The following is a 7,050-nucleotide window of genomic DNA, read 5'->3' as shown; positions in this document are numbered from 1 at the left end:
GGGGTGGGTTGACTCCTGAATCCTACCCTCACCCATAAGACTTTTTCATAAGACTTTTTCAGCAAACCCTAATTAATTCCCAGAGATTGAAAGCCTCTTTACTAATGGATAATTGCCAATTAATAATTGATAATTAGAGATAGTTTTCATTATTCATTATTCATTAGACATCTCCGGAAAGGAGGGAAAACTTAACTGGGAACAGGGAACAGGAATAAAGAATAGATAATTTCTGGATGAGAATTAATTTGATTTTTAATTTTCACGCCTATGTCTATTATTCATTATCCATTATCCATTATCAATGCTTTTTCCATTAGAATACAGCTTTGATGCTCCTTGATTTCCTCAAATACTTTAATTCCTTTGTATTCATAATTCTGATAATCTATAGAAACTCTATCCTCAAACCCATACTTTCGACAAATGTGCTGGGATATCTTTCCACTAGCTTCTACTATTGCTTTAGAAAATCCTGCTTGAGCTGCCACCTTGAGATTATTTTCAACTAATGTATTGGCAATTTTTCTGCCTCTATATTTTTCTCTAGCTCCCAATAAAAATAGATGAAACATCTTGCTATTGACGAGTTTTTTTTCCATCTCGTACTGCTCATGTAGCTCTTTTAAAACTTGAGAAACAACCTCAAATTTTTGAGGAATATTTTTGTGTATTTCTTCCTCTGACTCATTTGATAAATGCTCTGAAATAATAAACCCTGCTACTTCTGAAGTAGCAGGATCTTTAGCAATATGAGATAATCCTTCTGCCACAGCTTTTTGGCAAATTATCTCAGCAAAGGGATAAAAGTCACTAGGAGTAATTTTAAGTGCTATTGACATAGGTTCTGCACTAGGAAATACATCAACCACACAATTAATTGTTGGCTCTATATCTTTTTCCTGTAAAATTTCATATACAATCTCATTTTGTTCTGACATGAGTATATTAACTCCTCAAATAAACTTTGTATTTTAGTAATTAGCAATCAGCAGTTAGAAAATACTTTAGAATTACTTGAAAAACTATGGTTTATCGATTTCAAAACTGCTGTAATTCCTATCCTTATAATTATTTATAAATAATATTATAAACTCAGTAATTACCGAAAAATAAAGGTTTAAAGCCTCTGATGAGCAAGGAGAAAAAGCGGTCGAGGGATGGGATGGGAAGGAAACCTTGCCATATCCAATCTCCCCTCGAAAAGAAAAAAATTTTCTTTTTAACCAATCCTCAATGTTTTAAGAAGAGGTAATTATTAATTATTAATTATTAATTATTAATTATTGAATGACTCTTTTAATTATCAAACAATTCTTTTTCTTGCACCCACTCTAATACTCCATCAAATATACCCGACTTAAAATCATACCTACTTAGAGCAGCGATCGCTCCTCCCAAAAATATTGCACTACCAATTACCGCAAATATTGGTAGGTACTGACGAGTCAAGTCACGGCGTAACCTAGCCAAAGGTCTACTTTGCCGTCTGAGCATTTGTCCCATATCTAGTTGTTGAATTGCTAAGGGGTCTCTGACATAATGGCCACTCCAACTTATTACCAGATGGGAATGGCAATATGGACAGGTAAATAACCCATTAAACATTTCTACTGGTTGTGCAATACTAGAGCGATTGCAAATTGGACAGATTACATAATTACTCTTAGATGTGGGAGCGTTCATATTTGTTTTTGAGAAATCAACGAAAATTATTACTAGTTAGACGGCTGAAGTTTTTTTGATCTGCAATCTGAAATATCTTGCCTATTCTTTATATAGTTTAGCCTTACTTTCTATTCTATTAGTGTTAACTATTCACGAAAATTATCAATTTTCCACTTTTCCAGATAGCCCAGTTGTTTACCATAGGTTAGATTGTATTGCAAGGGGGTAATTGTAATATATTTTTCATGCATTGCCTGAATATCTGTTGGTAATTTTTCTACTGAGGATCGATCGTTAGTGTCTTCTACATCTTCCTGCACTTCTCCAGCTAGCCAATAGTAGGTTTTACCTCGCGGATCGACCCGTTTTTCAAATATATCTATGTATCGACGAATTCCTTGACGGGTAATTTTTACTCCTGCTATTTCTGTTTCCTCGACTGCTGGAATGTTTACATTTAGTAACATTAAATTATCTAAAGGTTGACTTTCCATTTTCTGCACTAAACTTTGAGCAAAATTGACAGCAACTTCAAATTCTCTAGAAGTGTAACTGCCAAGACTAAAGGCAATGCTAGGAATATTTTCAACTATTCCTTCCATCGCTGCAGAAACAGTACCAGAATATAAAATATCTGTTCCTAAATTTGGGCCATGATTAATTCCTGCTAATACTAAATCTGGTTGACTTTCTAATAAGCCAAATAGGGCCAATTTAACACAATCAGCAGGAGTTCCAGAGCAGGCCCAAGCTTTGATCCCATCATCAAAAATTGATTTGACAATTTCGGCCCGAATTGGTTGATGTAATGTTAAACCATGACCTGTGGCTGAACGTTCTTTGTCAGGACAAACAACAATAACTTCATGGCCTACTGCGGCTAAACCATTAGCCAAACTCCGGATACCTTCTGCAAAAATGCCGTCGTCGTTACTAACCAATATTTTCATTAGTTTAGAATTTAGAATTTAGAATTCAGAATTTAGAAAAAAAATTTGTTCTCTTGATGGAAGTCAAAAGTCAAAAGTTAAGAATTAAGATTTTATAGGCTCAAAACTTTAACGCTACAGTAATTTCAGGAAATTATTTCACATATATAGTTTGAAACTATTTGTAACATCTTTTTTTCAAATTTACATAAAATTGGTATTAATGAGCAATCAATTATTCTATCTATTTCAATGATAAAATTAGACTAAAAATTACTATTACCATCCAAACCTGCCCAAAAATAAAAGTATTGTAAATATTATTCACAAATTATGCAGATAAGTGATATTGGAACTCAATTAGAAGAATTACGCCAAGGAGCAACAGAGGCGATCGCCATAGCAGAAAGCCTAGAAAAATTAGAAGACTTACGGATTAACTATCTAGGTAAAAAAGGTCAAGTGTCCAAAATTCTTGGTGCAATGGGTAAACTCAGCCCAGAAGAACGACCAAAAGTAGGAGCGATCGCCAACGAAGTTAAACAAGCCATCCAAACCAACCTAGACGAAAAACGTAGCAGCTTACAAGCAGCAGAAATTGCAGCCCAACTTCAAGCTGAAACCTTAGATGTTAGTATGCCAGGAGTAAATCGCTCCCAGGGAAAAATCCACCCCCTAAATGGCCTCATAGACCGTGCCCTTGACATTTTCGTTGGTTTAGGGTATACAATATCTACTGGCCCAGAAATGGAAAGCGACTACTATAACTTTGAAGCCCTAAATACTCCGCCAGACCACCCCGCGAGAGATATGCAGGATACCTTCTACCTGCCAGATGGAAACTTAATGCGGACTCACACCTCCTCAGTCCAGATCCGATACATGGAAAAACATGAACCACCCATCCGAATTGTTGCACCTGGTCGTGTTTATCGGCGCGATACTGTAGACGCAACCCATGCTGCAGTTTTCCATCAAATTGAACTATTGGCAATAGATGAAGGATTAAGATTTTCCGACCTCAAAGGAACTATAAAAGAATTCCTCCGACAAATGTTTGGGGACTTACCCATTCGTTTCCGTGCTAGCTATTTCCCATTTACCGAACCTTCAGCAGAAGTAGATTTAGAATGGAATGGTAAATGGTTAGAAGTATTGGGTTGTGGGATGGTAGACCCTAATGTGTTGCAAGCAGTGGGTTACGATCCGGAAAAGTATACAGGTTTTGCAGCAGGTTTTGGGGTAGAAAGATTTGCCATGGTGCTACACCAAATTGATGACATTCGGCGGGTTTATGCTAGTGACTTACGCTTTTTGCAGCAGTTTTAACTAGCTTTGCTCGAAGGGAGTAGGGGAGGAGGGGAGTAGGGGAGAGGTAAAGATAATAATAATTAATATCCTCCTGGTTAATAATTATTGAAACAGTTATTCAGTCTATATTAATTACTTAATAATTGAGGTACCATCTAAGTTAATGCATGGTAATTGGTATAACTTTAACTTGTATTACTTACATAAATGACTCTTGACAGAAAAATTTGGGTGTTATACCTCCTTTTTTAAGGGTATAAAAAAAGAATATTCTGTATTTGAAGTCCCTATTATACCTATTATACGAGGTACTGATAACTGATAACTGATAACTGAAATTACTTTTGACTTGATTAAGTATGCGTCAATCAGTGGCATTATTAATATTAATGTTAATGATAGTTGTTAGTGTTGCTAAAAAAGCTATCACAAACACCAAAACTACTCAGATATCTGAAGAAATAACTCAAATATCTCCAGAAACTATTCAGGTATCTGAAGAAACCACTCAAATATCTCCAGAAACTACTCAAATATTTGAAGAAACTATTCAACTATCTGGAAATACTATTCAGATATCCCCCAAAATCACTCAAATATTTGAAGAAACTGCTAGTTTGTGTCGTCAAGTTAATGAGAAAGAAGGTTTAACTGTTCAAAAAAGACCTACTCCTAATTCTCCTAAAGTGGGCAGCGTAGATCCTAATCAACAGGTGACATTAATAGAAGGTTATCGAAATATTAGGGGACCTGCTGGTCGCACCTGGGTGGAAATTACTTCTCCTATTTCAGGATTTGTTTCCAGGGGTTTTCCTGGCAATGAAACCAATTTAATAGAATGTTCTGAAGTGGCAAAAGAGAGTTCAGGAGAAGTTTCTAGTCAAGAAGAAACTACAAAAGAATCTTCCGGTCAAAATACTCCTATTGATAATTTGCCGACACAAACATCTCCAACTTCTGAGTCTGCATCAGAAATAGATGAAAGTTTATGTCGTGAAATTGATAGTAAAAAAGCACCACGAGGTTTAGCAGTGCGTGCGGATGCTACCAGACGTTCTGAGTATAGAGGCAAAGTTCCTGTTGACGGTCAGCTTACTTTAGTAGAAAATTATCGGTTAATTCCCGATCAAAATGGTGAAAAACGTAAGTGGGTGAAAATTAGTTCTCCTTTGCGGGGGTTTGTTTCTGCTGGTAATTTGGTTGAGTGCAAGTAGTTGTGTATCAAGTTAGGTTTAGAGCGCTTTTCAGATTGATGAACTACATCGTCACAAGCAAAATCCAGTAGGGAGGTTCCATGGAACCTCCCTACTGTGGTCTACCGACATGAAAACTACATTTTCTAGCTCATTTTCTTAGAGTTTTTAGAGTTAATTTTAGTTAGGTTTGTTTCTTTTGTCCATTTCTTGTCCTTCCTAATTTGAATTTGATGCCACTTTATTTCTCCCTAGACCAAATCAATATCGTTGTCAGGAGTAAAATTAAGATTATTGAGAGTAGCAAAATGCATTCCCTGAAACATTAAATGACCTGTACTGTTGTCAAACTCAAAATCTTCAATGCCACCAATTCCCCAAGCTGCTTGATCTATTTGAATCTTGTCACTTTCAATAATGCTAAAATCTACTATCGTATCTATTTCACCAGGTAATGGAATGGCATCGAAAACAAAATAGTCTGTACCACTTCCACCTGTTAAAGTGTCGCTACCTGCTCCACCTACTAAAGTATCGTCATTAGCTCCACCATATAGAACATCGTTGTCTTCCTCTCCAAATAGAACATCGTTACCTATCCCACCATATAGCTTGTCATCGCCATCATGGCCTAATAGGACATCATCGCCTTCATTACCTGCAATTGTGTCCTTATTAAACCCACCCCTCACTTCGTCATTACCGGCACGACCTTTCATATACCAAGACATGAAAGCTTCTGTTCCAAAGGTACTTACATCAATACCATCAGCTCCTGAAGTTCCTTCCCAAGATAGTATAGACATTAAAATTTGCCCTCCACAATTTAGTTACAGTCCATATTGAAATAGACTCAAATTCCTAATATTTCTAAGTCTGGTTAAACTTATGCAACTTTTAACTCTGCCTTCGTTTAAAATCTATTTATATAGTTGTAGCGATCAGCAAGAAGAAACCCTCAGACCAGCAATACCAGCAATAATATCAAATCCGGTAGCATTCGTGTAATTAGATAAAGATGCTGGGGAGATGGGGAGATATAGAAAGATTTAGCAATAACTGAAGATGGAACATTTTTTTATACCGAATTAAGCGGATTTGATATAATATCATGTCCCGATAATTAGTGATAAAAAAACTTTCTCCTTCTACTCCTCTTTCTTCCCTCCTGACTCTTGACTCCTGACTCCTCTGTTATTTATTTATAACTGTTCAACCGGAGATGATATAACAATTGTTTTCGGTTAGGATTAAGGAATGAGAACAAAATAAAACCGAATAAAATTAATTACTGTCAAGAGGTTTGACTGGCAAAAACCAAAATTTCCCGGTCTTATTTAATTTTCGTTCCTTACCTCGGTGGTAAATTTTGAAAAATCCCCCTACCTCCACCATTGATGGGCGTAGGTGACACAGGACTAGGGCCACCACTAGGTTGAGGACTTCCAGTTACCCCGCCACGACTAGGGACTCCACGAGTAGGATCGGTAAATTCTGAGTCTGATACATTGGGCGACATGGTAAAATCAGAACCAGGTACAGTTCCTCCACCCATTGGGTCGCCTGTGCCACCAAGAGCATCATTTAAAAAAGTATTAGAAAAGCTACTAAAAGCATCATCAGTATTTAATTTTCTTTCTTCCTCAAAAAAAGGAACCTTAATTTTGCGTTCAGCAGGTTTACGATAATCTTCTTCTTGAGCATTAGCAGTAGATATTAAGCCAACACTTAAACTGATTAAAAAGGTAATAGTAAATGTTGAAAGTTTTGGCAAATTTAAGTAGGAAGACAAGACAATATTTTTTGACATGGCTGTAGTTATGATTGGTTTGAGTTGATTTATTTTTTTGTTTGTAGTTATGCTTCAGCGCCCCCAAATATATTATAAATAATCGGGCTGAAGCCTACTACGAGAATGATTTTTTTTGTTTGTAGTTGCGCTTCAGCGC

At 36.3% G+C, this 7,050-nt stretch carries 7 protein-coding genes; 2 read left to right on the top strand and 5 right to left on the bottom strand.

Going from position 1 to position 7,050, the window contains the following annotated elements:
- Positions 1 to 284 precede the first annotated feature (284 nt).
- From ACP6PM_RS14715 to surE, 3 genes are all read right to left on the bottom strand, one after another.
- Positions 285 to 941: a GNAT family N-acetyltransferase gene (locus ACP6PM_RS14715; protein ID WP_426585819.1), complete on the bottom strand. Its 657-nt coding sequence runs from the start codon at positions 939 to 941 to the stop codon at positions 285 to 287.
- 358 nt (positions 942 to 1,299) lie between these two features.
- Positions 1,300 to 1,686 (bottom strand): hypothetical protein, encoded by a 387-nt coding sequence (locus ACP6PM_RS14710; RefSeq protein ID WP_293108362.1) that lies wholly within the window; start codon positions 1,684 to 1,686, stop codon positions 1,300 to 1,302.
- Positions 1,687 to 1,814: 128 nt separating this feature from the next.
- Entirely contained in the window at positions 1,815 to 2,618 is an 804-nt protein-coding gene (surE, locus tag ACP6PM_RS14705; RefSeq protein WP_426585817.1) for a 5'/3'-nucleotidase SurE, read from the bottom strand.
- Between the two features lie 312 nt (positions 2,619 to 2,930).
- Between surE and pheS the strand changes: the two genes are divergently transcribed.
- A complete protein-coding gene (pheS, locus tag ACP6PM_RS14700; RefSeq protein WP_426585815.1) occupies positions 2,931 to 3,926 on the top strand; it encodes a phenylalanine--tRNA ligase subunit alpha in 996 nt (331 codons plus the stop codon).
- Positions 3,927 to 4,267: 341 nt separating this feature from the next.
- Entirely contained in the window at positions 4,268 to 5,122 is an 855-nt protein-coding gene (locus tag ACP6PM_RS14695; protein ID WP_426585813.1) for a hypothetical protein, read from the top strand.
- A gap of 230 nt (positions 5,123 to 5,352) precedes the next feature.
- Here the strand turns inward: ACP6PM_RS14695 and ACP6PM_RS14690 are convergent, their stop codons facing one another.
- Together ACP6PM_RS14690 and ACP6PM_RS14685 are read right to left on the bottom strand one after the other, a co-directional pair.
- Positions 5,353 to 5,907 carry a calcium-binding protein gene (locus tag ACP6PM_RS14690; protein ID WP_426585811.1) on the bottom strand — a complete coding sequence of 185 codons (555 nt, stop codon included), beginning with the start codon at positions 5,905 to 5,907 and terminating at the stop codon, positions 5,353 to 5,355.
- 545 nt (positions 5,908 to 6,452) lie between these two features.
- On the bottom strand, positions 6,453 to 6,911 hold the full coding sequence (locus ACP6PM_RS14685; protein WP_426585809.1) for a hypothetical protein: 459 nt from the start codon (positions 6,909 to 6,911) through the stop codon (positions 6,453 to 6,455).
- Between the last annotated feature and the right edge of the window lie 139 nt (positions 6,912 to 7,050).

The sequence above is a fragment of the Dapis brunnea BLCC-M229 genome (assembly GCF_050015995.1).
Classification (GTDB): domain Bacteria; phylum Cyanobacteriota; class Cyanobacteriia; order Cyanobacteriales; family Microcoleaceae; genus Trichodesmium.
The sequence above is the reverse complement of the archived record's forward strand: the minus strand, read 5'-3'. Positions and strand labels throughout refer to the sequence as shown.

What these genes read in the sequence shown, in the direction of transcription:
- ACP6PM_RS14685 (WP_426585809.1), bottom strand. Translation starts at nt 6,911, where the DNA reads ATGTCAAAAAATATTGTCTTGTCTTCCTACTTAAATTTGCCAAAACTT.
- ACP6PM_RS14690 (WP_426585811.1), bottom strand. Translation starts at nt 5,907, where the DNA reads ATGTCTATACTATCTTGGGAAGGAACTTCAGGAGCTGATGGTATTGAT.
- ACP6PM_RS14715 (WP_426585819.1), bottom strand. Translation starts at nt 941, where the DNA reads ATGTCAGAACAAAATGAGATTGTATATGAAATTTTACAGGAAAAAGAT.
- surE (WP_426585817.1), bottom strand. Translation starts at nt 2,618, where the DNA reads ATGAAAATATTGGTTAGTAACGACGACGGCATTTTTGCAGAAGGTATC.
- ACP6PM_RS14695 (WP_426585813.1), top strand. Translation starts at nt 4,268, where the DNA reads ATGCGTCAATCAGTGGCATTATTAATATTAATGTTAATGATAGTTGTT.
- pheS (WP_426585815.1), top strand. Translation starts at nt 2,931, where the DNA reads ATGCAGATAAGTGATATTGGAACTCAATTAGAAGAATTACGCCAAGGA.
- ACP6PM_RS14710 (WP_293108362.1), bottom strand. Translation starts at nt 1,686, where the DNA reads ATGAACGCTCCCACATCTAAGAGTAATTATGTAATCTGTCCAATTTGC.